This is a genomic window from Spirillospora sp. CA-294931 (assembly GCF_050946795.1).
Classification (GTDB): Bacteria; Actinomycetota; Actinomycetes; order Streptosporangiales; family Streptosporangiaceae; genus Spirillospora.
Genome location: NZ_CP192006.1, coordinates 2110229 through 2134233, shown reverse-complemented (window position 1 = coordinate 2134233; position 24005 = coordinate 2110229). Strand labels below are relative to the sequence as shown.

Sequence of the window (24005 nt, the reverse complement as noted above, 5' to 3'; positions counted from 1 at the left end):
TGCCGGAAAGACCCGGAAACCCATCGGATGAGGAGCGAGGATGACAACTCCGACGCAGACCAGAGCCGAGCGGACGCTCAAGATGTGGGCGGCGGTCGACTACCAGCCCATCGCGGTGCGGGACGTGCTGGTGAGCGAACTGCTGGCCAGGGCCGCCGACGTGCACAGCGGGCACCGCGTCCTGGACGTGGCCGCCGGCACGGGGAACAGCGCCCTGGCGGCCGCCCGGCGCGGGGCGCGGGTGACGGCCACCGACATCGTGCCGGGCGCGCTGGAGACGGCGTCGCGACGAGCGGCCGCCGAAGGGCTGGAGCTGGAGGTGGAGGTCGCCGACGCGCAGGATCTGCCGTTCGAGGACGGCACGTTCGACGTGGTGCTGTCGAGCTTCGGGGCCATGTACGCGCCGGACCAGCGGCGGACGGCCGCCGAGTTGCTCCGGGTGTGCCGTCCCGGCGGGCGGATCGGCATGGCGAACTGGACGCCGGGCGGGGTGGTGGCGCGGCTCCAGCGCGTCATGGCGGAGGTCGTGTCCCGGCCCGCCCAGCCGGGGCCGCCGCCCGCGCCGCCGGTGGCGTGGGGCGGCGAGCAGCACTGCCGTGAGCTCTTCGGCGACCGCGCGGCCTCGCTCACCGCGACCGTGCGGGAACACCAGATGTGCGCGCGGTCGGCCGCCGAACAGGTCGAGCTCATGGCCGGGCACCTGGCTCCCTGGCACTTCGCGACCGCGTCCCTGCCCGTGGAGGCCCAGCGGAGGCTGGCCGAGGGGGCGATCGCCGAGTACGAGCGTGTCAACCGCGCCACGGACGGAACCCTCGTGGCCCGTGCCGAGTACCTGGAACTGGTGGTGGTCAAGGGCTGAGCCGCCGTCCCGCCGCACGCCGCGCCCGGCATCGAATCGTCCATGCCGGGCGCGGCGCGCAGCGGGAGACCTACAGAGCCGGGATTTCGGTGAACCTGCCGTCGGGCTGCTGGAGACCCTGGAACCAGCCGTATTGGCGGGAGTGGCGGAGCAGTGGCGGCGCGGCGCCGGCCTCGGCGTGCACGACCAGCCCGACGACCAGCCAGTGGTCGCCGACCGCGATGACCGAGTCCAGTTCGCAGGCCACCTGGCAGGCGGCACCCGCGATGAGCGGAACGCCGCGCGGCCCGCTGCTCCATCGGGTGGGCGGCCCGAACCGGTCGGTGTGGCGGCGTGCGAACCGGTCGGCGATCTCGGCCTGGCCCGCCGCCAGGACGTTGGCCGCGAAGACCCGTGCGTCGCGCAGCCGTGGCCAGGTCGACGACGACTTGGCCACCAGGAACGTGACCAGTGGCGGGTCGAGGCTCGCCGAGTTGAACGTGGTCACGGTGAGCCCGACCGGGCCCGGTCCCGTCACCACGACGACCGACGCCGCGTCCCGCGCGAGCACGCGCCTGAGCTGGTCCATCAGCCGGACCGTGCCAGGAACGGGGTGAGGGCCCGCCGGAAGGCCGCGGGCACCCGGGCCGGTCTCATCCCGTCGCCCTCCGCGCGCATGCACAGGACGCGCTGCCGCCCCGTCGCCACCAGCTCCTCCGCCTCCCCGCGCACGCGCATGTAGTCGAACATGAAGGCCACCTGGGTCTGGGACAGTTCGGCCAGCCGCATCCGGACGGCGATCTCGTCGAACGCGAACACCTCGGCGAGGTACTCGCATGAGCAGCTCAGCGTGAAGATCTTCAGGCCGGCGCCGAGTTCGGCGATGAGCCCGGGGACGCGCTCCCGGAGGAACAGCTCCCGGCACCGGCCCTGCCAGCGGACGAAGTGAGCGAAGTAGACGTTCCCCACCACGTTGGTCTCGTCCAGCCCGACGATGTGCCGGACCTCGAAGTAGGGCGTCATGCGCGGTCCTCGTTCCCGGTGAGGACGGCGAACACGACGGGGTGGGAAACGCCGCTCAGGGTGGTGGCGACCGTGACGACCCGCGTCCGGCCCGAGGCGAACGCCAGCCAGCCGGGCTCCGGAGATCCGGCCAGGCCGAGCGGATCGGTCGCGGCGCCGCCGCCCTTCACCTGGCATTCGCTGGCCGCCCAGACCCGGGTCGCGGCGACCGCCAGGGGCTCGCCGGATTCCGCCGCGGCCAGTTCGGCCACGGCCATCCGGCCGGCCCCGAGCAACCGCGGCCACGGACGGTCCACGGCCGCCTCGGCGTCGCAGCCGAGCGGGCCGCGTCCGGCGACGGCCAGCACGAACCCCGGGCCGTGGGACACCGAGACGGCGGGCCCGGGGCCGGAGCCGTCCTGGAACTCGGTCTCGGGCCGTCCGTCGGGACGATGCCGCACCCTGACCTCGGCGCCGACCGCGCGCCCGACGGCGCGCCGGGACGCCTCGACGCGATCATCGTGCCCCTCCGGCTCGACCGCGACACCGAAGCCGTCCGGCAGCCGCCGCTGGAGGTAGGGCCCGACGAGGGCCGCGATGGTGGGCGGCCCGTGGCGGCGGAGTGCCCGCAGCCGCAGCCCCCGCCACTCCTCGAGCAGCTTGCCCGCTTCGTCGTGCACCGTGAGGTCGTAGAGGTAGACGTCGCCGTCGTTGGCCCGCTCGCGGGCGGTCAGGACGAGCCGCTCCGGCCACGGGTCCGTGGCGGGCACCAGCCGCTCGACGCGGTCGGGCAGCAGTGTCGCGTCGGGCACGCACGCCTGGACGGCGTGCATGAAGGCGTCCCTCGGTCCGGGGTCGGCCAGCAGCAGCCTGGTGGGCAGCATCGGCCCGAACCACGGCTTGCCGGTGCCGCCCGCGATCTCGGCCACGCAGCCCGTCGCGGTGAGCCGCCGGTACCCGATGACCCGCTGGAACCGCTTGCCCTGGAAGAACAGCGGGCCGTACCAGTCCTCGGCCTCGATCAGGCGCGAGACCCGAGGGGGCGGCCCGTCACCGACGGGTCCCGCCTGCGGCGGCGGCTGGCCCCCGGGTGCCGCCCCGCCCGACCGGAACGTGCCGCGGACGTGCTCGGCGGCGAAGCCGGTCTCCGCACTGCGGATGACCACGTCGACCGACTCGCCGTCCTCCCGGGCCAGCGCGGCGATCCTGATCGTCGCGGCCAGGTCCCGGTCCGCCGCGATCGGCCGCGGGAACTCCACGTCCTCCCAGACCGGACGGTCCGGCCGCGCACCGACCGCGACGGCCGCCCCGGTCATCGCCTCCAGGGCCAGCACGGCCGGCAGGATCGCCACCCCGTCCACCTGGTGGTCGGCCAGGTAGGGGTCGTCGCGGTGGGTGAGCCGGGCTTCGGTGACCAGTTCCACGCCGGGGTAGGAGACCAGGGGGTACTCGGTGAACCGGCCGAGCGGCAGCTCCCGCTCCTCGAACGCGACGGTCGGCAGGTGGCCGACCCGACCGGCGACCACCGCCACAACGGGAGCGCCGGGGTCGGCGAGCAGCCCCAGCAGCGTCTCGACGCCCTCATCGGGCGGGATCGGCCTGATGTCGTCGCGCACCAGGGCGTCCAGGACGCCGAGCCGCTCGCCCATCCCCACGCCCGACCACACCGACCACTCGATGGCCAGGCAACGCCAGGCCGGGTTGCGGCGGGCCAGGTCGAGCGTCATCTCGGTCAGCCACTCGTTGGCCGTCCCGTACTCGGCCTGCCCGGGCAGGCCGGCCCGGCCGATGATGCTGCCGAACGTGACCAGCAGCCGGAGCCTGCCGTGGTCGACCGCGCGCAGGACGGCGCGCAGCCCGTCGACCTTGGGTGCCACGGTGGCGTGGAACGAGGCCTCGTCGGCGGTGGCCAGCGCGGCCGGCCGGTTGCGGCCGGCGCCGTGCAGGACGGCCGTCACCTCGCCCAGCCGTTCGCGCGCGCCGTCCACAGCGGCGGCGGTCTGCTCGCAGGAGGTCACGTCCGCGCGGAAGTAGGCATGCCGGACGCCGGCGGCCTCCAGGCGCGCCAGGTTCTCCGCCAGGCCGGCGTCGGCCGCCGGATCGGAGCGTCCCAGGATCGCGAGCCCGGCTCCGGTGCGGCGGGCCAGCCCCAGCGCGCACTCGGCCGTGATCCCCTTGCCGCCGCCGGTGACGAGCACGACGTCCTCGGGCCCGAGCGGCAAGGGCCCGGGCCGGAGGTCGTGCGGGCGCAGCACCGGAACATCGCGCCGCCCGGCCTCGTCGAGGCGCACCTCGGTGAACGCGGTCGCCGCGGCGGCTTCGCGCACGATGGCGGCGACGGGCAGGGGCCCGGACGGCACGTTCACCACGCAGGTGACGATCTCCGGGTTCTCCAGGTGCAGCGTCTTGGCCAGGGCGGCGGCGCCGTGGCCGGACTGGACGACGAGACAGCGTCCGGCCCCGGCCGTGGCGGCGCGGGCACCCGCCAGCAGCATCCCGGCCTCGGCCGGGTCGTACGACGGCGACGGGCAGATGAGCACGCCGTCACCGATGCCCGCGGCCGCCAGGGCACGGCGGAGCGGCTCGGCCCGCGTGTGCCCGGACGGGGCGAACACCTGCCACGAGCCCGGTCCGCCCGCCGCGGCGTCCTTCAACGGGGGCGGTGGATCCGCGGGCACCCACTCCACGGCGAACGGGCGCACCCACGGACCGGCGCCGTCCACGGCCTGGCGCCGCGCGTCCTTTCCGAGCGGGGCCGCGGCGGCCAGGTCGTCCAGGGCCTCGGCGAGCTCGGCCAGGCTGGCGGTGGCGAAGCTGGTCGCCGGGGCCCGCATGGTGAGCCCGAGCTCCGCCGCCGCCTCGTTCATGATCTGGCCCACGACGATGGAGCTGAGGTGAAGGTCGTCCAGCGGCCTGGTCCCGGGGCGGACGACCTCGAGCGGAAGTTCCGCCCGCCCGGCCGTCAGCCTCCGCAGCCGGTCGATCGATGCGTCCTCGCCAGGAGGTCCAGCGTGCCGCGGTTCGGCTCCACCGCGGTCGGTCGGCATGACCGGGGCGGGCGGCAGGTCGACGTCCGGGGTGGATTCGCACGGATTGGCGAAGAACCGCAACGGCGCGTCCGGCTGGAACGGGCGGGTGAACCGGCCGTCGAACAGCGCCTGGGTGCGGACCGGCAGCCCGAGGACCACCGCGGCCGCCACGACCCGCAGCAGCGGGCCCAGCGACGGCGCGTCGAGATCCATGCTCAGCGCCGGGACGTCGGTGATCCGCGCCGCGAGCCCGCTCAGCGTCGACCCCGACCCCGCCTCGATGAACAGGCCCACGCCGGGAGCCGCCCGCTCGACCGCCGGGCCGAACCGGACCGGTGCGGTCACCTGCTCGGTCAGCAGCCGGCCCAGGTCGGTGCCGGACGCGAGCTCCCGGCCGGTCACCGTCGAGATGACACGGCCGCGCAGCGGTCGCGGATCGTGCTCCCGCAGATGGTCGGCGAGCGGGGCGGCGGCGGGCGCGACCAGCGGGGAGTGGAAGGCGTGGGAGACCCGGAGGGGCGTGCATTCGATGCCCTCCCGCCGGGCGCGGGCGGCGACCTGGTCCACCGCGGCGGACGGCCCGGACACCACCGTCCGCCCGGGGCCGTTCAACGCCGCGATCACGACCGGCGCGCCCGCCAGCAGCCGTGTCACCCGGTCGGGTGACGCGGCCAGGGCGGCCATCGCCCCGCCGCCGAGGCCGGCCATGATGCGCCCGCGAGCCGTCGCGATCCGGAGCACGGCGGTCTCGTCGACCGCGCCCGCCCAGGCCAGGGCCGTGAGCTCGCCCACGCTGTGTCCGACGGCGACGTCCGCCTCGATGCCGAGGGCCGTCAGGACGCGGACGGCGTCCAGCGAGGCGGCCACGACCCGGGGCTGGGCCACGGCGGTGTCGACCGGGTCCCCGTCCGGCAGCGGCCACGCGTCGAGCACGGCACGGAAGCGGCCGCGTGCGGCGCTGTGGCCGTGCCGCGAGACCGGGGTCGTGCCCTGGCCGGGGAACAGCAGTCCGGCCCTGGCCGGGGCGGTGACCCGGCCGAGGAAGACACCGGCCCCGGGGTCGAACAGCGATTCGTTTCCGGTCCCGAGGGCCTCGGCGGCCTTCCGGAGCGCCTCCGCCGCCCGTACCGGATGCCCGGTGACCACGGCGGCCCGCAGCGGCCGGCCGCGATACCCGGCGTGCAGGACGGCGGCCAGATCTCCCAGTTCGGCGAACGAGAGGGCGGAAACCGTGCCGGCCAGCCGCAGCAGCGTCTCCCGCAACGTTTCGGGGTCCTCGGCGTCCACCAGGAGCAGTTCCCGGTCCTGCGCCGACGACAGCAGCGAGACCGCCCGGGCGTGGTCGGCGCGGCCGTCGCGGGACTGCCCGATGACCACGTGCGTGTTGATCCCGCCGAAGCCCATCGAGGTGACGCCCGCCCGGCGCGGCGTCCCGGCCGGCCATGGCTCACCGGCCGAGGCCCGCAGCGCCGGACGGTCGCGCAGCAGCACGTCGTGCGGGTCCACGCACCCCGCGGTCGGGGGGATGATCCCCTCGCGGACGGCCAGCGCGGCCTTGATGAGGCCGGCGATGCCGCAGGCGGCCTTGGTGTGCCCGATGAGGGCCTTGATGCTGCCGATCGGCGCCGGTGGCGCCTGCGGGTCGGCGGCGTCCCGTTCCGCCGAGACGGCCTCGAGCTCCACCTGGTCGCCGGTCGGCGTGCCGGTGCTGTGCCCTTCGAAGTAGCCGACCGTGTCAGGGCCGAACCCGGCCCGGACGTAGGCGCGGCGCATGGCCAGCCGGTAGCCGTCGACGGTCGGCCGGGTGATCCCGCCCCGGCCGTCGGAGGATCTCCCCCAGCCCTCGATCACCGCGTAGCCGCCGACCGCGTCCTCCTCCCGCATCAGCACCGCCATAGCGGCGCCCTCGCCGGGCCAGAAACCGGAGTCATGCTGGTCAAACACCCGCATCTCGCCCGGCGTCAGGGCACCGACCTTGGCGAACCCCACCAGCTCGAAGGGGTCGATGCTCAGGTCGACCCCGCCGACGATCGCGACGTCGATCTCGCGGTCGGCCAGCGCCGCGCACGCGGTCACCACCGCGAGCAGGGACGACGAGCACGCGCCGTCGACGGTGTAGGCACCACCGCGCAGGTCGAAGTGGTTGCTGATCCGGCCGGCGATGGTGTTCGACAGACCTCCGGCCAGGGTGTCCTCGCCGACCTCGGGGAAAGGGGCCTTGTACCGGCGCTCGAGACCGGCCAGGAACCCTTCCAGCCGGCGGTCGTCGAACCCTTCCGCGCGCAGCGCCGCCGCGACGGTGCGGCGGACGTACGGCCACCGCAGGCGCATGAGGTTCGCCCGGCTGAACTCGCCCGTCAGGGTGTTGCCCACGATGACGCCCGTCGTCAGGGCGGGCAGCCCCGCGCCGCCGGGGAATCCGGCGTCGGCCAGCGCCCGGGACGCGACGTCCAGGGCCAGCCAGTGGGTGAGATCGGTGGACCGGTAGGTGCTGCCTCCCACCTTGAAGGCGACGCGGTCGAACTCGTAGCCCTCGATGACCGCGGCCATGTCCGCGTAGAACCGGTCGGCGGCGTCCGGGTCGGGCGAGTAATAGTCGGCGCGGTTCAGCCGCTCGCCGGGCAGGCGGCGGAACGCCCGGCGCTGCGCCAGCACGTTCTCCCACAGCCGGGCGGGTGACGAGGCGTCCGGGTACTCGCACGCCAGGCCCGTTATCGCGATCCGTTCCCGCATGGCGTCACCTGGCCTGAGCCGCCGTGGCCGGGACCTGGACGGGCACCGCCCTCTCTCGACGCGGCCGCCGTGCGCTCCGCAACGCGGCGGCCCAGTGGTACACGCCGCGGACGGCGCAGACGATGACCAGCGCGAAGAACAGGCCATAGACGATGTCCACGGCCATCAGAACGCCGTAGACCAGGCCCACCGACGCACCGAACGCGACCTGATCGCGCCGTCCGACCGGGGTGGTGCCGGGGTCGGTGACCATGTAGTTGAGGAACAGCACGAACGCCGTCCCGGTCATCATCAGCAGGGCGGGCCGCCAGGCGACCCCGAACACCGCGGCCCGGAACAGGGCCTGCGCGGTGAACGCCAGCACCAGCCCGGCGATCAGCGGCATCTTCTTGGTGAGCCGCGCGTTCAGCAGCGTTCCCGACGCCAGGATGAGGCCCGGGATGAGCCAGCTCAGGGCCGTGCCGACGTTCTCGGTGAACATGTACGGCGGCGCGATGCTGATCCACGGGAACAGCAGCAGCGCCACCGCGATGCCGAAGTTCGACGGGTTCATGAAGTGCCGCGACTTCCCGTTGATCGGGGCGCGAAGGATCGCCTTCTGCCCGACCGCCACCACGACCGCGAAGACGACCAGCCAGGCCTCCTCGTTGGCGTACAGCAGCATGTTCACCGCCAGGCCGGTGATGTGCGCGGGCAGGAGGTAGTCGGCCAGGCCCTTCAGCCCCTGCCCCCGGAAACCGGGGGGACGGCGGTCGGCCCACGCCGAGACCGACTCGACCAGGAATTCGGTGACGTAGGCGGTGCCCACCGCCATGATCGGCCACAGCCACGGCTGCTCGAACCCGAGCCACAGGTAACCGAGGATGTTGAACACCGTGATCGAGATCGCGAACCTGCGCAGGGCCGCGATACGGACGTCCTTCGGCGGCTTCGGGCCGGCCTGCCGGGCCGACCCGCGCGGGCCCTGTCCACGGAGCGATGTCATCACGCCGGCACCTCACGAATGGTCGAGTCGAGCAGGAGCGTGCGGGAGCCCGGAGCGAGCTCGATCGTCTGACGGTGGGCCCGGCCTTTCCCGTCCCGCCAGGCCACCGTCGCGGTCACCGGAGCGCCCGACTCGGCCAGCCCGAAGTGAAGGCCGAAGTCGTTCTTGCCCGAGTGCCCGCTGCCGCCGTCGACCTGGGCGGTCATGGTTCTGCCCGAGGAGGTCCGCACGGAGACCGTCGCTCCGATGGCCGGTGTGCCCGCCGCCTGGAGCGCGGCGCGCGGCCCCGGCACGGGCCGGACGAGCCTCAGTCCCAGGTGCCTGCCGGGGCGGGCGGTGTCGTTCCGGTAGAAGGCCGGCGGCCCCCATTGACGGGCGACGGCGAAGTCGAGCGTCCCGTTTCCACCGGTGTCGGCGATGCCGACCCCGCGCGTCGGGGTGGGGGCGCACAGGCCCAGCCGGCGGCTGATGTCGGTGTAGCGGCCGCGGTTGCCCCGAGCCTGGGCGAAGAACGCCAGGCACTGACGCCCGGCGAGGTCGTCGCCCGCCTTCACGTTCGGCCAGTGCAGCGGGTCGGCCACCAGGTTGTCGTTCATCGTCGCGAGCTCTTGCAGCTGCGGCCAGCGGTTGACCGTGCCCTTCACGAAGCCGGCCGTCTGCACCACGTCCTGGGTGCCGCGGTTGGCGAAGTCACCGGCCTTGACGTCCCACGACCAGCCGCTCTGCGCCAGGCCCATCGGCCAGCTCCGGTCGGTGAACGGGGCGACCCCGCGCAGCAGGTCGCGACGCATCTGTGCCTGGCCGCTCGAGGTGTTCATCCACGTGAAGTTGCTCTCCTGCAGACCGAACGACGTGGTGATGTTGCTGACCAGCATGTCGAGCTTCCCGTCACCGGCCAGGTCGGTGAACGTGGCGCCCATGCCCTTGAACGAGCCGTCGCCGAGGACCTTGGACTTCGGCACGGTCGGCGTCCGGCGTCCCTTCGCCTCGACGAAGCGGATGTGCCCGGGCCTGGACACGTTGGCGAAGAGGTGGTTGTGGCCGAAGTCGTTGGCCACGTACAGCTCCGGCGTCGTCGAGCCGTCCAGGTCGGCCGCGGCGGCGGCCAGCGTCCAGCCGGTCGCCGTGCCCTTGGGGAACGGGTCGCGCGCCGTGGCGTACCTGGGCGCCCCCTGCGAGGTGGCGCCGTCCCAGCGCAGGACGATGTCGCCGCCGCCGTTCATGGCGCGGGAGAGCCCGTCCGGCATGACCACCTCGCCCCGGGAGTGCGATCCGAGAACCGGAGAGTCCGGGAAGTAGTTGCCGATGACGATGTCGGTGTGGCCGTCGCCGTCGAAATCCGCGACGGCCACCGCGTTGGTGTTCCAGAGCGGGCCGGTGTACCGGCCGTCCGGGCCGGGCGGGCGCGGGACGACCTCGACCGGCTGGTAGGCCGCCGCGGACAGGTGCCGGGCGTCCCGCTTGAGCATGTAGATCACCGGGGTCCGGCCCCAGTGGTACACCAGCAGGTCCATCAGGCCGTCGTGGTTGAAGTCGCCGGGAGCGCAGCCCATCGGGGCCATGGTGGAGGCGTCGTAGGGCAGCGACGGCGACGGCGTGAGCACGAACGGCCGGTAAGTCCCGACGGCCTTCGTCCCCGGCACCGGGGTCACGATCACCGAGTCGCTCCGGGTGTCGACCAGGCACATGTCGTCGGGTCGGCCGCCGCCGCCGAGGTCATTGATCGCCACCGCGGCACCCACCGACGATATCCACGCCTGAATGCGCCGGTAGGCCGGATTGACATCCCGGATCGTGGCGTCCGGCAGTCCCGGCGGCAGGGCTATGGGCAGCTGCGTGAAACGAAACTGCGAGGCCGTGGCGGCGCGCTGCCGGGCGGACACCCCGGGCGGCTGGGCCAGGACGAACAGCGCCCCGATCAGTGCGAGCACGACGACCGGCGGTGCGAGCTTTCTCATCATCACGTCCCTCTCGCGAACCTTTCCGTCCCGGCCACGGGGCCGCGGGAACTCCGGCGATCTCGATCGGAAGGCGAGGGCGGCCGCGCGAAGCGCTCGCGGATGCGGTGGCGCCAGGCCTGGTAGGCGCCGGCGTCCTCCGGATCGCCGGGCCGGGCGTCATCGGTGCACCGCGCCGCCTCGGCGACCTCCATCCCGCACAGCGACCGCACCGCGGTGACGGTGTGCGGAGTGACCAGGCCCGCCCGCGCCCGGGCCTTGGCCGCGAAAGCCGCGCCCTGGGCGACGTCCGGCAGATAAGGACCGGCGCGGTCGGCCAGCTCGCGCAGCGACGCCTCGACCGCGCCCCTCGCCTCCCCGTCGGCCAGATCGGACGCGCTCCGATAACCGGCGTAGGTCGCGGCCAGGCCGGCACCGGCCCACAGGTCGGCCCTCCGGTCGGCCGCGAAGCCCGCCGTCACACCGGCGAGGCGGTCGGCGTCGGCCCCGCATACGAACCACAGGGCGCGGCCTATCCCCTGGTCGACGACGTGCGCGGCGTCGCGGGCGGAGCCTGGATGGCCCCGCGGGAGCCGGGGCGGGCGCCGCTCGCCCACGACGCGCGGAGTCCGGAAATAGGCCTCGTGGAACCCGTACCCGTCCAGAGCCAGCCAGCGCAGCAGCGGATCCGCGAGCCGGATCCGGCGATGCAGCGGGCTCGGCAGGCGGGCCAGCGCCCACCCGGCCCCGATGTGCGCCGTGTGGACCTGGTGCGCCGCCGGGTCCGCGACGAACCTCCGCAGCCGCCCCCCGGCCCCGGGAAGAACGCCGTCGAGAATCGCCAGCGCCATCGAGGCGCCCTCATAGGCGAAACCGCGGTATTCCGAGGGAACCGTTTCCAGACGGGCCGCGATCTGGCGCTCTCCCCGCAGGGTCATGCCGTATTCCAGGCCGATGAGGAACCAGCGGCCCACCTGCTCCAGATAGTCGCGCGCCTGCGGCTGCCCGACGTGAAAGCCGCGCACGCGGAATGTCACCTCGGTCGACGGCGGCGCCAGTATCCGATGGAGGACGCGTCCCGCAGCAAAAGTCATGGAGCTCTCTCAACCGTAGGAATGGTTCGCCTCACGAATAAGCCACCCATACACGATGAGCGCTTTATGTCGGCCTCCGCATATTAACCGAGACCCGTGAGACGACTGGGATTCATTGAACACAACATTCGGTATCGCGGCCGACGAAGAACTTCCGGAACAATCGCGGGCGGCCGCCGTTCGGCCTTAGGGTGATGAATGCGCGGTCGTGGGGCGTCCGCTCAGTCGTCCGGCCCGTCGTGAAGTCTCTGCTCGTCCGCGAGCCGGTCGGCTATCCGGTGCCACACCCAGGCGCAGTGCTCGGCGAGGGTGATGAGACCGTCGGCGCGGTGGGGCGGGACCGCCTCGACGAGCTGGTTGACGTCCGCCCCGCGGACCACGTGGTCACGCAGCCACCGGAGCATGAAGCGGCCGGCCTCCGTCTGCCTGATCGCGGGATCCTGGACGAAGCTCTCCAGCAGCGACCGGGGATCGAAGCCGGGGACGTCGCGGGCGAGCCGCCGCTCGGGACGCCGCTCGGAGAAGACAGGTGGAAGCAGGGGGGAATCGGTGGTGGCCTGGCCGGCGTCGGACTGGCGCGAGCGGATGGGGTCGCCGCCGCGCCGCAGTTGCTTGCGGACATCGTGGGCGGTGCCGACCGAGATGCCGGCACCGGCGGCGATCTCGCGCAGCGAGGCGTCGGGGCGGGCGGTGAGGAACTCCACGGCGCGCTGCCTGCCCTCGCTGCTGTTGAGCGGGCGGGCGCGGCCGTCGACGCCGATGCGCTTGCTCGACTGCGGGGTTTCCGCGCTTGAGCGTCTCCGTATGACGCCGACCGTCTTGTCCGACAGCCCGGTCCAACCGGCGATCGCGCGGTCGGACAGGTCGGGGCGGGCCGCGATGATCCGCCGCGCGGCGCCCCTCCGGTCCTCCAGGCTGAGCGGGAGACCGTGTGTGACGTTCTCCCTGACGGCGTGGAGGAATGCCTCGTTCTCGTCGCCTTCGAAGAACCGGACCCGGATTTCCCGCCTCCCGCTGGCCATCGCGGCGCGGAGGCGGTGCATACCGTCGATGACGCGCATTGTGCTGCGGTGGACGAGGATGGGCGGAAGTTCGGCCTCGGCCTCGATCAGCCGGCGGGTGTGATTCTCGTCCTCCCCGGTGAGCCGCGGCGAGTCGGCCGGCAGAAGGCTGCGCACCGGGACGATGTGCACGTCCTGGCCGGGCTCCGAGGGCAGGGCCGGTTCTTCTCGCGCGCCATGATCGGCGGCCCGACTGTTCGCGGGAAGGCGGAGTGTGAGGTTGACCGGGGCGGATCTGTTCCCGGCCGACGGTTCGGTAAGAGGTCTGCCCGCAGCGGTCCTGGACAATGTCATCGTCCTCCAAGAGCTCACGGCACATGAACGGGTAAACGAGATTATGCGATGCCGATTGCCTGGCCGAAACCCACGTCCAGACCATTCCTCGAACCGGCCGCACCCGTATAGCAGAGGCTCTTAAGTTAGCCGCCGGACTTGTGGCAGTACCATTGAATGCTTTTCTTCTCCCTTGGCGACTTGACATTCACGGCCTTGTCAGAACCGCAGTCGTCCGCCGGAGGCCCCGGACACTTTCCGCCCTGTCGGGTCCGGCCTGAACTCCACGGCCGAACGAGCCGCCGCCGCCACGACCGACGAACACGTCCGCCCGATCCTCGACCGGCCGGGTCGCCGCCGCCCGCCGCCCGAACGGCCTGGCCGTCAGCCCGCCATTCCCGTTAACTTAATAACAAACCCGGAGATAAAGGGCATAGGGGTTGGTAACGGTCGACCGGCCTACCCGGATCCGGGCGCCCAGACGGAGGCCGACCACCGAGCCGTCGCCTGCCGGTGGGGAACGCCCCGGCCGTTCGCGTGGCCGGAGAGGAGCCGCACCACCTGGTAGCAGCACAGGATGGCGTGCACCTCCTGGCGGACCAGGTCCGGGTCCTTGGAGCGCAGTACCACCGCGTCCCCGTCGGGAGGCAGCAGGTCGAGCGTGCGGAAGCAGTCGTCGAGGCGCCAACGCGAGGCACGCGCCGCGATGCCCGCCTCCGCGGGCAGCGCCCCGGCGTCGAGAACGTCGGTGACCAGAAGGGTCCCCGAGCCCCCGGCGGCCGACCCGCCTTCGCCCGCGTCGGGGATGACCCGGACCACGCGGCCGGCGCGGGCCAGGCGGGACAGGTAGGTGCCGTCGGGCAGCGTGCTCAGCTTGGGCAGGTCCTCCTCCGGCCCCGCCTGCCACAGCGCGTGCGCCCCGGCGGCGATGACCTCGTCCAGCAGATCGCGAGGCGCGAACTCGCGGCCGATCAGGAGCAGGTCGCCGCGAACCAGCTTCCGCAGGAGACCGCGGATCAGCGGTGCCCGATCGGAGACCGCGCCGGACATGCTCGCGCTGAGGATCGCCGACGTCCCGCACTCGCCGAGCGCCACGACGCCGGCCCGCGGAACCGCCCCCGGAGCACCCGGCGGGTAGCCGAACGCGCTGACGTTCCCCGGCGTGCTCGGCAGGCTCAGCGGCACCTCGTCCAAGGCCACCAACCGCATCCCGCCGACGCGTAAATGCCCGGGCTCGCTCCGGACCCGGGGCCCGGCGGCCTCCTGCAGCAACGCGGCCATCACCCGCCAGCCGAGCCGCTTGCGGGCGTAGGTGATCGCGGCCGGGGTCGGCTGCGTCTCGCGCGGCGGCGTGGCGGCGAGCGAGTCCGTCCAGGCCAGGCCCGCGACCAGCTTGTCCCAGACCTCCGCGTAGCCCAACCGGAAGAACATGACCATGGTGAGCACGTAATAGACCATCAATCTGGCCGGCAGCGCACGCATCCGCTGCTCCCGAACGCCACACTGGCTCACCACGCGGTCGACAAGTTCCGGGGGAAAGGCGCTGGTCAGCAAACCAACGGCAATGCGGTCCGCGAGAAGGTCGCCGACCTGCCGGGGAGGCCTCGCCATGTAAGTGACATTGCTCCAGGTCGAGCGGCACGCCGCGCTTGCGGGCGGCGTCGGGGGCAGTCCGACCGTCGACCCCCCGCGGAGGCCCGACCGAGCGGTTACACGTAGCCAAGCGGCGTACTCCGTCACCCCACTGAACCCAACAGGACGCCCCGTCCGTTTCTTTCCGTGCACCACCCCCGCCCCGCGGCCACCACCTCGGAGAACGTTCCATCACGCAAGATCATGGCGAGAAAGGTGCGGCCATATCTCTCATATGGCGCAAACACCCTGCGGTCAGACGCACATCAGCCACGCGGCGGTCCCGTGGGCGGGCTTCCGGCCCCCGGCGATCCTTCTTCGGCGGGCGGCTCCGGAGCACGGGTCCGAAAAGTTCATGCCCGGAGTGTCGGATCGGGACGCCGGCCGTTCGTCTCGGAGGTGACAGCGACCCGAAGCGCCCTCCCCGAGGGCGTCCGACCCAAGGAGAAGATCATGGAACTGAGGATGAACACCATCGACATCGTGGTGGCCGACCTGGAGGCGTCGGTCGCCTTCTACCGGCGGCTGGGGGTCGAGTTCAAGGTGGACGCCGCCTTCCCCGACCACGCGGGCGCCGACCTGCCCGGCGGGCTGCACCTGATGCTCGACACCGAACCGTTCCGCGCCTCCACCACCCCCGGCTGGAGCAAGCCGTCCGGCGGGCCCCGCGTCTTCCTCGCCTTCCAGGCGCCCACGCCGGCCGGGGTCGACTCCACCTACGCCGAACTGATCGAAGCGGGGTACCAGGGAATCAAGGAGCCGTGGGACGCGTACTGGGGCATGCGCTACGCGACCGTCGCGGACCCCGACGGCAACGGCGTTGACCTATACTGCCCGCTGCCCGCGAACTGACGAGGAGGGAGGCATCCGGTCAAGTACGTGCTGATGTTCGCCGAGACCGAAGAGTTCCTCAACGAACTCGCCGCCATGAGCGACGACGACCGGCAGGCCGCCTACGAGGCGGTCAGCCACTGGTTCACCGTCAACGCCGCGAAGATCACCCACCATCAGAAGCTGGCCGCCCCGGACACCGCCACCACCATGCGGCTGTCCGGCGGTGACGCCGTCGTCACCGACGGGCCGTTCATCGAGGGCAAGGAGGGCATCACCGGCTACGCCGAGATCGACGTCGCCGACCTGGACGAGGCCCTCGCGCTCGCCCGCACCTGGCCCGCCTGCCCGATCGTCGAGATCCGGCCCTTCACCTGATGGACGAGGTCCGCGCCGAGCTGGCCCGCGTGGTCCGCGACCACGCGGGCCGGCTCGCCGCGTGCCTCATCCGAGCCCTGGGCGACTTCGCCACCGCCGAGGACGTCATGCAGGACGCCATCGAGACCGCCCTGAAACGCTGGCCGGTCGAGGGCATCCCCGAGCACCCCGACGCCTGGCTCCTGACCGTCGCCCGCCGCCGCGGCATCGATCTGCTGCGCCGTCAAAGCGTCTACCGCGACAAGCTCGCCCAGCTCGACTGGCCCGTCCCCAGCGAGCCCGACGACCGCCTCAAACTGATCTTCACCTGCTGCCATCCCGCTCTGCCCCGGCAGGCACAGGTCGCCCTCACGCTGCGCACCGTCTGCGGCCTCACCACCGGCCAGATCGCCGCCGCGTTCCTCGTCCCGGAGACCGCGATCAGCCAGCGGATCACCCGGGCCAAACGGAAGATCACCGAGGCGGGGATCCCGTACCGCATACCGTCCGAAGACGAGCTGCCCGAACGGCTCGCCCAGGTGCTGGCCACCATCTACCTGCTGTTCAACGAGGGCTACCTCACCAGCACCGCCGACCGGCCGCACGCCCGCGACCTCGCCGACGAGGCCGAACATCTCGCCGCCACCCTCGCCTGGCTGGTCCCGCACGAACCCGAAGTGCTCGGCCTGCTCGCCCTGATCCGCCTGCACCAGGCCCGCTCCCCGGCCCGCTTCACACCCGACGGCGCGCTCGTCCTCCTCAAGGACCAGGACCGCGCCCTCTGGGATCACGGCGCGCTCAAGGACGCCACCCGGCTTCTCGAACGCGCCGCCGCCGGCCACCGTCCGGGCCCGTACCAGGTCCAGGCGGCCATCATCGCCTGCCACGCCGAATCCCCCACCTGGCAGGACACCGACTGGACCCAGATCCTCCTCCTCTACGACCTGCTGGTGAGGCTCACCCCCACCCCCGTCGTCCGGCTGCACCGGGCGATCGCGGCGCGCTACGTCCTGGGAGCGCGCGCCGCCCTCGCCGAACTCGACGCGCTGGCCCCCGCGCTCGACACCGACCACCTCTTCCATGCCACCCGCGCCGAACTCCTCCGCGACCTCGACCGCCATCTCGAAGCGCACACCGCCGACCGCCGCGCCCTCGCCTTCACCACCAACCCCGCCCAGCACCATCTCCTGACCACCCGTCTCACCTGGCGCTGAGGCGATCAACGCCCGGACGGCCCCGCCGCGGCCGTATTAGGCTGGTGCCGTCCGCGCCTTCGAGGAAGGCGACCCTGCCCCGCCGCCCGTGACGCGTCACCGGACCCGTCCCGGCCGAGATCCCAGCGCTCCGGACCAGCAGGAAGCAGGCGTCCATGTCTCGCGGCAACCCCATCTTCGCTCGCTTCTACGCGCGATCCAGCAAGGCGATGGAACGCACGATCGCCGAACACCGCCGCGGCCTGCTGGCCGGGCTGACCGGCCGCGTCATCGAGATCGGCGCGGGCAACGGCCTGAACTTCGGCCATTACCCACCCGAGGTCACCGAGGTCATCGCGATCGAGCCCGAACCGCTGCTGCGCCGGATCGCCGAGGACAACGCCACCAAGGCGAGCACGCCGATCAGGGTCCTGGACGCGACGGCCGAACGGCTGCCCGTCGACGACGGCACCTGCGACGCCGCCGTGGCGTCCCTGGTGCTGTGCACCGTCCGGGACGTCCGCGCGTCCCTGGCCGAGCTCCGGCGGGTCCTGCGACCGGAAGGGCAGCTGCGGTTCTTCGAGCACGTCCGCGCCGCCCACCCGGCCGCCCGCACCACCCAGCGCCTGCTGGACGCCACCGTGTGGCCCCGGTGCATGGGCGGCTGCCACAGCAACCGGGACACCGTCTCGGCCATCCGGGAGGCCGGGTTCACCGTCGACCGGCTCGACCACCTCGCGTTCGCCGACACCAGGCTGCCCTTCCCCGCGTCCCCGCAGATCCTGGGCAGCGCGACCAGCCCCGCCGCTCCCGAATAGGCCGGGCAGGTCTCAGGACTCGCCGGTGATTCTGGCCGAGCCCAGGGAGGCGTTGGTGATGGTTCTGGCGGCGGTCTGGGTGGACGAGGCGGAGGTCAGCTCGGAGAGGGTGGCCCGGTTGAGGGCGTGGACCACGAACTCGTAGGTGTTCACCGTGCTGGGCGAGCACGGGCCCTGGTAGCCGTAGAGGCTCGCGCTCCCCCGGTAGTAGACCTGCCGGGACCCTGCGGGGACCGGAGGCCGGTAGACGTGCTGGACGTTCTGCGGCAGCGCGGTCGCGCCGACGGGGATGTCGTAGATCACCCAGTGGATGAGGTTCCGGTTGTCGAGGTCGCGCATGACGAGCGCGTAGCTCTGGGCCCCGGCCGGTGCGCCCGACCACGCGAGGGGCGGGGACTCGTTCTTCTTGCGCGGGTCGCTGTCGCCGCTGGTGCACTCGTGGACCGTCGGGATCGTCCCGCCCTGGGCGAAGGCGGAGCTGGTCACGGTGAACGCCAGCCCGCCCGAGGCGGTGGACGGCGGGGCGGCGGCGATCGAGAGGCCGACGGCGCAGGTGGCGAGCAGGGCGTGCGGCGCGAATCGCTTGATGGTCACAGGGCGCTCCTCAAGGCGGCTCCGGTCTCGGCCCCCGTGTCCATGCCAGGGTGCAGAGGAACGCCCGTCCGTCTCTATGCATTGGCTGCCGGTCTCGTTGCGAGGCGTGACCGATCGGCGGGCTCGCGCGCGAGCAGCCGGGCGTCCTGGTCGGCGAAGGTCACGCGGACGGTCAGGCCGCCGGTGGGGTTGGGGTGCGCGGTCGCCTCGGCGCCGTGGGCGCGGGCGATCGAGGCGACGATGGACAGGCCGAGGCCGGTGCCCTCGCCGTGGGCGTGGCGGCGCGGGCGACCGCGGCGGAAGGGTTCGAACAGGTGCGCGGCCGCCTCGGGAGGCACGTCCGGCCCGGTGTTGCCGACCGTGAGCTCCCGGCCGTCGAGCCGGACGAGAACCCGCCCGCCGGGCTCGTTGTAGCGCAGGGCGTTCTCCACCAGGTTGCGCACCAGGTGCCGGAAGAGGATCGGGTCGCCGCGCAGCCGCGGGGATCCCAGGCGCGGCTCGATGGTGAGGTCGCGGGCGAGCGCGTCGGCCCGGTGCTCGGCCAGGACGGTCCGGACGATCTCGGCGGCGTCGAGCGGCTCGGCGCGGTCAAGCCCCTGGTCGCTGACCGACAGCAGCAGCAGTCCCTCGATGAGCCGTTCGCTGCGGTCGGCGACCTCCAGCAGCCTGCCGCGCACCCGGGCGACCTTGGCGGGGTCGGGGTCGGCCAGGCCGATCTCCAGCGCCGCGCGCTGCACCGCGAGCGGGGTGCGCAGCTCGTGGGCGGCGTTGGCGACGAACCGCCGCTGCGCCGACACCAGGCTCTGCAGCCGGTCGAGCATGGCGTCGAAGGTGTCGGCGAGGTCCTTGAGCTCGCCCGGCGGCGCCTCGAGGGCGATGCGCTCGTCCAGGTTCTCGGCGGACAGGCGCCGCGCGGTGGCGGTGACGGTGTGCACGGGACGCAGCACGCGTCCGGCCATCCACCACGCCAGCAGCACCGACACCACCGCGAAGATCGCCAGCGCGACCAGCGAGACGGTCAGCAGCTGCCGGTAGGTGGTGTCCTCGGCCGCCGCCGCGGCCCGGGTGATCGAGAGCCCGTTGACCGGCATCATCTGGTCGTCGTCCGCGCGCAGGGTCGTGAGCGGCGCCGTCGGATGGTAGCCGCCCGAGCTGGGCAGCGCCGTGGTCATGGCGTAGGGCAGCCGGTCGGCCAGGGTCTGCCGCATCAGCAGGTAGACCGAGGTGACCAGGCCGCCGCCAGCGATCAGCAGCAGCCCGCCGTAGAGGGCGGTCAGCCGGGTCCGCGCGGTGATCCTCATGAGCCGCCCATCCGGTAGCCGGACCCCGAGACGGTCTCGATGACGGCGGGCGGCCCCAGCTTGGCCCGCAGCTTGCTGACCGTCACCCGGACCGCGTTGGAGTTGTAGGTGATGTGCTCTTCCCAGATCTGCTCGATCAGGTCGTCGGTGCCCAGCACCGCGCCGTCCGCCCGCATCAGCGCCTCCAGGACGGCGAACTCCTTGCGCGACAGGTCGAGGCGGCGGCCGTCCCGGTGGGCCCGGCGCCGGGGGATGTCCAGGACGACCCCGGCCCGTTCCAGGACGGGAGGCAGCGCGGGCCGGGCCCGCCGCCCGAGCGCCAGGACCCGGGCGACGAGCTCCTCGTAGGAGAACGGCTTGGGCAGGTAGTCGTCGGCGCCGAGCCCGAGGCCCTCGACCCGGTCGCGGACCGTGCCGGACGCGGTCAGCATCAAAATCCGTGTCAGCCGCCCGCTCTCGACGACCCGGCGGCAGACCTCGTCGCCGTGCACCTCGGGCAGGTCCCGGTCCAGCACGAGGACGTCATAGTCCATCGCCTCGAACCGGCGCAGGGCCTCGGCGCCGTCATGGGCGACGTCGGTGGCGATCGCCTGGTCCCGGAGCCCGTCGGCGATCAGCTCCGCCAGGTAGCCCTCGTCCTCGGCCAGCAGCACGCGCATGCCTCAGGTCTATCTGACCAGGCCTTTCGAAAAGATAAAGCGGCCGATTAAGGAAACGAAACACCGGACCCGGGCACTGTGTGGCCGTCGCCGGGCCAGTGGAGGCTCCGGCCGCGACCGGGAGGACTCCGATGACCGTCCACCAGCGCCGCCTGCGCGTTTCCGCAGTTGTCCTGGGCCTGGCCCTCTTCACCACTGCCTGCGGCGGCGACTCGGGCGGCGGCGGCGAGGCCGCGTCCACGGGCAAGGCCGGAACCTCCACGGACCAGCAGCTCAAGCTGGCCAAGTGCATGCGCGAGCACGGCGTCGACATGGCCGATCCCAAGTCCGGGGAGGACTCCGCCGGAGTCACGATCGGCGACGAGGGCACCAGCCCCCAGAAGATCGAGAAGGCGATCAGGGCCTGCCGGACGGTGGCCGGGATCCCGGAACCGAAGCCGATCTCGCAGGCGGAACGGGACAGGATGCTCAAGTTCGCGCGCTGCATGCGCGCGCGGGGCGTCGACATGCCCGACCCGAAGTTCGAGGGCGGGGCAGTCGAGGCGCTGCCGCTGCCGAGCTCCGGGCCGCAGAAGGAGAAGTTCGACAAGGCCGGCAAGGCGTGCGGCGGCCAGTTCGGGACGACCGGGCGATGAGGCGGAACTGGGGCATCGGGGCCTTGGCCGTGGTGGGGATCGGGGCCGTGGCCGTGGTGAACGCCGGAGTCGGCGGCGGGGAGACGCGCCGCGATCCCGGCGTCTCCACCGCGACGGCCTCCGTCCAACGGGGCGACCTCAGCGACGGCAGCGCGCAGGAGGGCACCCTCGGCTACGGCGGCGACCAGGGGCTGAAGGCCGGCGCGTCGGGCGTGGTGACGTGGATCGCGAGTCCCGGCTCCCGGGCCGGGCGGGACGACCGGCTCTATGAACTGGACGGCCGTCCGGTCCGGCTGATGTACGGGGCCCGCCCGATGTACCGGGTCCTCAAGTTCGGTGACGAGGGGCCGGACGTCCTGCAACTGGAGAAGAACCTCGTCGCCCTCGGCCACGGCCAGGGAGTGACCGTCGACAGGAAGTACACCAGGGCCACCGCCGGTGCGGTCAGGCGCTGGCAGAAGGACCACGGCGCCAGGGCCACCGGGACGGTCGGCCCGGACGCGGTCGTGTTCGCGTCCGGGCCGGTCCGCGTCAGCGGCCGGGGCGCCTCGGCCGGTGACCGGGTCGCCCCCGGGAGCCCGGTCGTGACCGTCTCCGGCACCGAGCGGGTCGTCGAGCTGAAACTCGAGGTCGCCCAGGCGAGCACGCTCAAGGAGGGCACGGAGGTCACCGTGGAGCTGCCGGGCGGCCGCACCGTCGAGGGCTCGGTCCGGACTGTGGGCACCACGGCCGCCAAGGACGGCGGGCAGGAGCAGGGCGGCGACGGCGCGGCCAAGGTCAAGGTCAAGGTCGTCATCGCCCTCAAGCATCCCGGGAAGGCGACGGCGCTCGACAAGGCGCCCGTGACCGTGAACATCACCACGCACACCAGCGAGGACGTCCTCTCGGTGCCCGTCCAGGCCCTGCTGGCGCTGCCGGGCGGCGGCTATGGCGTCCGGGTGGTGGGCGGGGCCGGGCGCCGGACGGTCAAGGTCGAGCTCGGCGTGTTCGGCGGCGGCCGCGTCGAGGTGACCGGAGCGGGTCTCGGCGAGGGCATGAAGGTCGAGGTGCCCGCGTCATGAGCCTCGAACCGGTGGTGGAACTCGTCGGCGTCCGCAAGGAGTATCCCGGTGGCGTCGCGGCGCTCGCGGGGGTCGACCTGACGATCCGGCGCGGGGAGCTGACGGCGATCGCCGGGCCGTCGGGGTCGGGGAAGTCCACGCTGCTGCACATCATCGGCAGCCTCGACCGTCCGTCCGGCGGCTCGGTCCGGATCGCCGGTCACGACGTGGCCGGGCTGCGCGACCGCGAGCTGTCGGCGCTGCGCGCCCAGCACCTGGGTTTCGTCTTCCAGTCCTTCCATCTGGCCCCGGGCCTGTCCGCGCTCGACAACGTGGCCGACGGGCTGCTCTACAGCGGCCTGCCGCCGCGGGCGCGGCGCCGCCGGGCCGCCGAGGTGCTCGACCAGGTCGGGCTGGCCGACCGGATGACGCACCGGCCGCACGAGCTGTCGGGCGGCCAGAAGCAGCGCACCGCGATCGCCCGCGCCATCGTCGGCGATCCCGTGCTGCTCCTGGCCGACGAGCCGACCGGCGCGCTGGACACCGCCTCCGGCGACACCGTGATGGCGCTGCTGCACGACCTCAACGCCCAGGGAGCGACGATCGCCGTGATCACCCATGACACCGAGATCGCCGCGAGCCTGCCCCGGCGGGTGCGGCTCCGCGACGGGCTCATCGTGTCCGACACGGCCAGGACGGCCGCCGTATGAGGGCGCTGCGGCCCGCCCGGCTCTCGGCGGCCGATGTGCTGCGCACCGGGGCGGCGGGGCTGCGCGCCCGTCCCGCCCGGGTGGTCCTGTCCGCCCTCGGCATCGCGATCGGCATCGCGACGATGATCTCCGTCGTGGGGATCTCGGCGTCCAGCCGGGCCGAGGTCCAGCGCCGGCTCGACCGGCTCGGCACCGACCTCCTGGTCGCCAGCCCCGGCACCTCGATGCTGACCGGCGAGAAGGCCGCCTTCGCCCCGGGGGCCGAGAAGATGGTGCGGCGGATCGAGGGCGTGGAGCGGTCGGCGGCCACCGGGACGCTCAGCGGCACCGTCCGGCGCTCCGACAAGATCCCGAAGGAGGACACCGGCGGGATCAGCGCGCTGGCGGCCTCGGAGAGCCTGCTCGCCACCCTTCAGGGCGAGGTCCGCGTCGGGACCTGGTTGAACGCGGGGAACGGCCGGTTCCCGTCCGTGGTCCTCGGCTCCGTCGCGGCCCAGCGGCTGGGCATCACCCGCGGTGGCGAGCAGGTCTTCATCGCCGACCGCTACTTCACCGTCATCGGCATCCTCGCGCCGCTGCCGCTCGCCCCCGAAATCGAACGCTCCGCGCTGATCGGCTGGGACGCCGCGCGCACGTACCTCCGCTTCGACGGCCGGCCCACCTCGATCTACGAGCGTTCCAGCGACGCGGCGGTCTCCCGAGTGCGCGACCTGCTCCCCCGCACGATCGACCCGAGGAACCCGCAGGACGTCAAGGTCACCGACCCCTCGGCCGCGCTCCAGGCCAAGGCCGCGGCGACCGGCGCCTTCACCGACCTGCTGCTCGGCCTCGGCGCGGTCGCGCTGCTGGTCGGCGGCGTCGGGGTCGCCAACACCATGGTCGTCTCCGTGCTGGAGAGACGGCACGAGATCGGCCTGCGCCGCTCCCTGGGCGCCACCCGGGGGCACATCCGCCTCCAGTTCGTCACCGAGTCGCTGCTGCTGTCCACGCTCGGCGGCGCCGCCGGGACGGTGCTGGGCTCGCTGGCCACCACCGGGTACGCGACCTCCGCCGGGCTGCCGCCCGTCGTCCCGGCCTGGTCGGTCGCGGCGGGCCTCGGCGCCACCCTGGTCATCGGGAGCGTCGCCGGTCTGTACCCGGCGATCCGCGCCGCCCGGCTCTCCCCCACGATCGCTCTGCAGACCGCGTGAGTGCCGAAGGTCATGGGTCTTCCGGCCACGCGGTCAGGCGAGATCACACTGGTGGGCGGGGGCGGCGGATTTCTAGCGTTCGAGGTCCCAACA

General features: G+C 73.1%; 20 protein-coding genes. 9 read left to right on the top strand and 11 right to left on the bottom strand.

The features are described from left to right. Positions 1 to 40 precede the first annotated feature (40 nt). A complete protein-coding gene (locus ACQPY4_RS10030) occupies positions 41 to 859 on the top strand; it encodes a class I SAM-dependent methyltransferase (protein WP_433334787.1) in 819 nt (272 codons plus the stop codon). Positions 860 to 929: 70 nt separating this feature from the next. Here the strand turns inward: ACQPY4_RS10030 and ACQPY4_RS10025 are convergent, their stop codons facing one another. The 8 genes from ACQPY4_RS10025 to ACQPY4_RS09990 form a co-directional block, all read right to left on the bottom strand. Further along, entirely contained in the window at positions 930 to 1427 is a 498-nt protein-coding gene (locus ACQPY4_RS10025; protein WP_433334785.1) for a flavin reductase family protein, read from the bottom strand. Next, complete coding sequence (locus tag ACQPY4_RS10020; RefSeq protein WP_433334783.1) at positions 1427 to 1861, bottom strand: acyl-CoA thioesterase; 435 nt, start codon at positions 1859 to 1861, stop codon at positions 1427 to 1429. Before ACQPY4_RS10020 ends, ACQPY4_RS10025 begins: the two co-directional genes overlap by 1 nt. Further along, positions 1858 to 7602: an SDR family NAD(P)-dependent oxidoreductase gene (locus ACQPY4_RS10015; RefSeq protein WP_433334781.1), complete on the bottom strand. Its 5745-nt coding sequence runs from the start codon at positions 7600 to 7602 to the stop codon at positions 1858 to 1860. Before ACQPY4_RS10015 ends, ACQPY4_RS10020 begins: the two co-directional genes overlap by 4 nt. 4 nt (positions 7603 to 7606) lie before the next feature. Next, a complete protein-coding gene (locus ACQPY4_RS10010) occupies positions 7607 to 8587 on the bottom strand; it encodes an enediyne biosynthesis protein (RefSeq protein WP_433334779.1) in 981 nt (326 codons plus the stop codon). Then, complete coding sequence (locus ACQPY4_RS10005) at positions 8587 to 10545, bottom strand: CRTAC1 family protein (RefSeq protein WP_433334777.1); 1959 nt, start codon at positions 10543 to 10545, stop codon at positions 8587 to 8589. Before ACQPY4_RS10005 ends, ACQPY4_RS10010 begins: the two co-directional genes overlap by 1 nt. Before the next feature lie 2 nt (positions 10546 to 10547). Then, complete coding sequence (locus ACQPY4_RS10000) at positions 10548 to 11549, bottom strand: DUF1702 family protein (RefSeq protein ID WP_433334775.1); 1002 nt, start codon at positions 11547 to 11549, stop codon at positions 10548 to 10550. A 290-nt stretch (positions 11550 to 11839) separates the two neighbouring features. After that, positions 11840 to 12796, bottom strand: coding sequence for a ParB N-terminal domain-containing protein (locus ACQPY4_RS09995; protein ID WP_433334773.1), 957 nt, complete (start codon positions 12794 to 12796; stop codon positions 11840 to 11842). 615 nt (positions 12797 to 13411) lie between these two features. Further along, entirely contained in the window at positions 13412 to 14563 is a 1152-nt protein-coding gene (locus ACQPY4_RS09990) for a transposase domain-containing protein (RefSeq protein WP_433334771.1), read from the bottom strand. Positions 14564 to 15037: 474 nt separating this feature from the next. Between ACQPY4_RS09990 and ACQPY4_RS09985 the strand changes: the two genes are divergently transcribed. From ACQPY4_RS09985 to ACQPY4_RS09970, 4 genes are all read left to right on the top strand, one after another. Next, positions 15038 to 15436, top strand: a complete 399-nt coding sequence (locus ACQPY4_RS09985) for a VOC family protein (RefSeq protein WP_433334769.1) — start codon at positions 15038 to 15040, stop codon at positions 15434 to 15436. 33 nt (positions 15437 to 15469) lie between these two features. Next, a complete protein-coding gene (locus tag ACQPY4_RS09980; RefSeq protein ID WP_433338870.1) occupies positions 15470 to 15793 on the top strand; it encodes a YciI family protein in 324 nt (107 codons plus the stop codon). Further along, positions 15793 to 16986 carry an RNA polymerase sigma factor gene (locus tag ACQPY4_RS09975; RefSeq protein ID WP_433334767.1) on the top strand — a complete coding sequence of 398 codons (1194 nt, stop codon included), beginning with the start codon at positions 15793 to 15795 and terminating at the stop codon, positions 16984 to 16986. Before ACQPY4_RS09980 ends, ACQPY4_RS09975 begins: the two co-directional genes overlap by 1 nt. 155 nt (positions 16987 to 17141) lie before the next feature. After that, entirely contained in the window at positions 17142 to 17783 is a 642-nt protein-coding gene (locus ACQPY4_RS09970; RefSeq protein WP_433334765.1) for a class I SAM-dependent methyltransferase, read from the top strand. Positions 17784 to 17795: 12 nt separating this feature from the next. Here ACQPY4_RS09970 and ACQPY4_RS09965 read toward each other — a convergent pair whose 3' ends face one another. The 3 genes from ACQPY4_RS09965 to ACQPY4_RS09955 all read right to left on the bottom strand — a co-directional run bounded on the left by ACQPY4_RS09965 (position 17796) and on the right by ACQPY4_RS09955 (position 20337). Next, positions 17796 to 18377: a YbhB/YbcL family Raf kinase inhibitor-like protein gene (locus tag ACQPY4_RS09965; protein WP_433334763.1), complete on the bottom strand. Its 582-nt coding sequence runs from the start codon at positions 18375 to 18377 to the stop codon at positions 17796 to 17798. A 74-nt stretch (positions 18378 to 18451) separates the two neighbouring features. Continuing rightward, positions 18452 to 19678 (bottom strand): sensor histidine kinase, encoded by a 1227-nt coding sequence (locus ACQPY4_RS09960; RefSeq protein ID WP_433334761.1) that lies wholly within the window; start codon positions 19676 to 19678, stop codon positions 18452 to 18454. Next, positions 19675 to 20337 (bottom strand): response regulator transcription factor, encoded by a 663-nt coding sequence (locus ACQPY4_RS09955; protein ID WP_433334759.1) that lies wholly within the window; start codon positions 20335 to 20337, stop codon positions 19675 to 19677. Before ACQPY4_RS09955 ends, ACQPY4_RS09960 begins: the two co-directional genes overlap by 4 nt. Positions 20338 to 20468: 131 nt before the next feature. Here ACQPY4_RS09955 and ACQPY4_RS09950 point away from each other — a divergent pair, with 131 nt between their 5' ends. From ACQPY4_RS09950 to ACQPY4_RS09935, 4 genes are read left to right on the top strand one after another with little or no spacing between them, the layout of a single operon-like run. Beyond that, positions 20469 to 20972 carry a hypothetical protein gene (locus ACQPY4_RS09950; RefSeq protein ID WP_433334757.1) on the top strand — a complete coding sequence of 168 codons (504 nt, stop codon included), beginning with the start codon at positions 20469 to 20471 and terminating at the stop codon, positions 20970 to 20972. Continuing rightward, entirely contained in the window at positions 20969 to 22033 is a 1065-nt protein-coding gene (locus tag ACQPY4_RS09945) for a peptidoglycan-binding protein (protein WP_433334755.1), read from the top strand. Before ACQPY4_RS09950 ends, ACQPY4_RS09945 begins: the two co-directional genes overlap by 4 nt. Further along, positions 22030 to 22722 (top strand): ABC transporter ATP-binding protein, encoded by a 693-nt coding sequence (locus tag ACQPY4_RS09940; RefSeq protein WP_433334753.1) that lies wholly within the window; start codon positions 22030 to 22032, stop codon positions 22720 to 22722. Before ACQPY4_RS09945 ends, ACQPY4_RS09940 begins: the two co-directional genes overlap by 4 nt. Further along, entirely contained in the window at positions 22719 to 23912 is a 1194-nt protein-coding gene (locus ACQPY4_RS09935) for an ABC transporter permease (RefSeq protein WP_433334751.1), read from the top strand. Before ACQPY4_RS09940 ends, ACQPY4_RS09935 begins: the two co-directional genes overlap by 4 nt. Positions 23913 to 24005 lie beyond the last annotated feature (93 nt).